This window comes from Mycobacterium sp., from assembly GCF_036273375.1.
In the GTDB taxonomy this organism is placed as follows: domain Bacteria; phylum Actinomycetota; class Actinomycetes; order Mycobacteriales; family Mycobacteriaceae; genus Mycobacterium.
The window spans coordinates 1-3,399 of the sequence record NZ_DASUHS010000137.1 but is presented as its reverse complement, the minus strand read 5'-3'; the positions used below and the strand labels follow the sequence as shown (position 1 = coordinate 3,399).

2 protein-coding genes and 2 pseudogenes are annotated in these 3,399 nt (G+C 66.8%); 2 read left to right on the top strand and 2 right to left on the bottom strand.

Features of this window, described 5'->3' with window-relative positions:
* Both VFW69_RS13390 and VFW69_RS13385 read left to right on the top strand, forming a co-directional pair.
* Positions 1-406, top strand: a pseudogene (locus VFW69_RS13390) (IS701 family transposase); the annotation flags it as partial.
* Between the two features lie 226 nt (positions 407-632).
* The gene (locus tag VFW69_RS13385; protein ID WP_526501990.1) at positions 633-1,871 is read left to right on the top strand and encodes an IS110 family RNA-guided transposase; all 1,239 of its coding nucleotides are present in this window, start codon (positions 633-635) and stop codon (positions 1,869-1,871) included.
* A gap of 81 nt (positions 1,872-1,952) precedes the next feature.
* On the opposite strand, the pseudogene VFW69_RS13380 reads toward VFW69_RS13385, so the two are convergent.
* Positions 1,953-2,648 (bottom strand): annotated as a pseudogene (locus VFW69_RS13380) (IS6 family transposase); the annotation flags it as partial.
* A 65-nt stretch (positions 2,649-2,713) separates the two neighbouring features.
* Positions 2,714-3,399, bottom strand: a 686-nt coding sequence (locus tag VFW69_RS13375; protein ID WP_526501988.1) for a transposase, incomplete at its 5' end; no start/stop codon positions are given.

Genomic DNA, 3,399 nt, shown 5'->3' with positions numbered 1-3,399 from the left:
GGTTCGCGATGATCTGCGCGGCTACGTCACCGACGCGTTCGGTGAGCCGGATGCGATCTTGGTGATCGACGAGACCGGCGATCTCAAACACGGCGACCATTCGGTCGGGGTGCAGCGGCAACACACCGGCACCGCGGGCCGGATCGAGAACGCCCAGGTCGCGGTGTTCGTGACCTACGCCGCCCGCCGCGGGCATGCCCTGATCGACCGGGCCTTGTACCTGCCGCGCGCGTGGACCGACGACCAGCAGCGCTGCGCGGCAGCTGGGGTGCCCGCCGACATCGGGTTTGCGACCAAGCCGGCGCTGGCCACCGCGATGCTCATCCGCGCGGTCGAGGCCGGCGTGCCGGCCGGCTGGGCGGCCGGTGACGAGGTCTACGGGGCTCTAATGGCTTCTGTCGGGTGGTTTGGCAGGCTCGGCGCTGGTAGCGGCTAGCGGGTCAGCACTCATGGGCTCTGATCCTCGGTGAGGTCTTGCAACAGACCGTGCGCCCGCTGGTCGTGAGGAGATGTGACCGCTGCTGGGATGTGGTGCCCCGGGTTGTTGCCGGTGAGCACTTGACCATTAGGACGCTGGATGTCTCCTCCGCGCTGCTGGGTTCTGGTCCGGGCGAGGGTGCGGAGGTTGCAGGGTGTTGTTCGTCGGTGACGACTGGGCTGAAGATCATCACGATGTGGAGATCGTCGATGAGCAGGGTCGCCGGTTGGCTCGTAGACGGCTGCCTGAGGGCTTGGACGGGATCACTCGCCTTCATGCGTTGATCGCCCAGTTTTTCCCGGATGAGTGGGCCGAGCTCGAGCCCGGTGAGGCGGCCTCGCGGGTGAAGGTCGGGATCGAGACCGACCGCGGTCCGTGGGTGGCGGCGTTGATCGCTGCCGGCTATGAGGTATTCGCGATTAACCCGATGTCGGTGGCCCGTTACCGGGAGCGGCACTCGAGTTCGGGGGCGAAATCTGATGCCGGGGATGCGCACGTGTTGGCCGAGATCGTGCGCCTGGATCGCGCGCATCACCGCCCGGTGGCTGGGGATTCCGAGCTGGGTGAGGCGATCAAGCTGGTGGCCCGTAGCCACCAGAGCCTGGTCTGGGACCGGACCAGGCATGTGCTGCGGCTACGGGGGGTGCTACGGGAATTCTTCCCCGCAGCGCTGGAGGCCTTCGCTGATCTGGACGCTGCCGACACCCTCGAGCTGCTCGCGATCGCGCCTGATCCGGATCGGGCCGCGCGGGTGTCCAAGGCGAAGATCACTGCGGCGTTGCGGCGAGCCAACCGCCGCAGCGTCGAGGAGAAAGCCGCGCACATCCAGTCGGTGCTACGGGCGCCAGCGCTGCGCCAACCCGCCCAGGTCCAAGCGGCGTTCGCGGCGATCACCGCCAGCCAGGTCCGGCTCATCACCACCCTCAACGGTGAGATCGCCCAGCTGGGCGAGGTGGTGGCCCACCATTTTGGCCGTCACCCGGACGCTGAGATCTACGCCAGCCAACCCGGCCTCGGCGTGATCCTCAGCGCCCGGGTGCTCGCCGAGTTCGGCGATGACCGGACCCGCTTCGCCGATGCCAAAGCACGCAAGAACTATGCCGGTACCTCACCGATCACCCGCGCCTCGGGAAAGAAGAAAGTCGTGCTGGCCCGGTACGCCCGCAACACGCGCCTCGGCGACGCCGCACAGCAATGGGCCTTCGGCGCGTTGAAAGGCTCACCCGGCGCCCGCGCCTATTACGACGCGCTTCGAGCCCGCAAGATCGGTCACCAAGCAGCGCTACGCCAACTCGCGAACCGGCTCGTCGGCATCCTGCACGGCTGCCTAAAGACCCGCACGCTCTACGACGAAAGCATCGCCTGGGCACCTCACCTCACCGCCGCCGCTTGACATCGAAAAACCTGGGATGTCTGTTGCATTGAGCGGGTTCGGGTGATCTTGGGCTCCGCGGGAGGCAGGAGTCCGCGGTCTGATGCAGAACGCGAGTTCGTCGAATGCGGCGCGGACGCGGTCTCGTGGCGGTTGGTCGGCAACGATCTCGTAGCGGCCGCGTCGTAAGTTCTGCACGAACGCGTGCCCGGTCACGAGGGTGCGAGCAGAGTGCACGCGCTTGAGTCCGCGCATCGGGCGCAATCTGGCTTTGAGCCGGCCGTGGTCGGCTTCGATGACATTGTTCGCCTACTGCTCGAAGGCGTGCCGTGCGGCCGGCGCGAGTTCGTCGATGACCCGCGGGTAGACCAGTGCCCGGTCGGTGGTGACCTCGACCGGAGCGGACCCGAACCTCAGCGCGCGGGTGAAGAACGCCCGAGCGGCCGCACCGTCGCGGCGCTCGGACAGTAAGACGTCGATGACCTGGCCGTATTGATCGACCGCGCGATAGAGATACGGGCAGCGGCCGACGATCTTGACGTTCGTCTCGTCGACAAACCACCGATGACCCGGCGGCATGCCGGGCTGGGCGAGCAGCATCAATAAGCTCAGCTGTGAAGGTCTGCACCCACCGGTAGATCGTGACGTGATCGACCTCGACGCCGCGCTCGGCGAGCAGTTCCTCGACGTCGCGGTAGGACAAGCCGTAGCGCAGATACCAGCGCACCGCGACCGCGATCACCCACGTGGAAACCGGTAGCCCGCAGGTGCGGACGAGGACGCATCCGATGAGATCATCGTCCCAGTCTCACCGAGCATGCCCGGACATCGTCAACGCAACAGACATCCCAGGTTTTAGTTTGTCAAGCTGCGGCCGTGTGGTGGTGGGCCCAGGCGGTGTTTTCGTCGTAGAGGGTGCCGGTCTTCAGGCAGCCGTGCAGGATGCCGACGAGCCGGTTGCCGAGTTGTCGTAGTGCTGCTTGGTGGCCGATTTTGCGGGCTCTGAGCGCGTCGTAGTAGGCGCGTGCACCAGGAGAACCCTTCAGCGCACCGAAGGCCCATTGCTGTATGGCGTCGCCCAGCCGCTCGTTGCGGGCGTAGCGGGCCAGCACCACTTTCCTGGTCCCCGAGGCCCGGGTGATCGGTGAGGTGCCGGCGTAGTTTTTGCGTGCCTTGGCATCGGCGAAGCGGGTCCGGTCGTCTCCGAACTCGGCCAGGACCCGGGCGCTGAGGATCACACCGAGGCCGGGTTGGCTGGCGTAGATCTCAGCGTCCCGGTGACGGCCAAAATGGTGGGCCACCACCTCACCTAGCTGGCCGATCTCAAGGTTCAACGCGGTGATGACCCGGACCTGGCTGGTGACGATCACCGCGAACGCCGCCTGGACCTGGGTCGGTTGTCGCAATGCGGGTGCCCGCCACACCGACTGGATCGTGGCGGCTTTCTCCTCGACGCCGCGGCGGTGCGCTCGCCGCAACACCGCGACGACCGGTCCAGCGCGCTCGTTAAGGCAGCTGCGCAGCCGCCAAGAGCCCGACGACCGTCTTG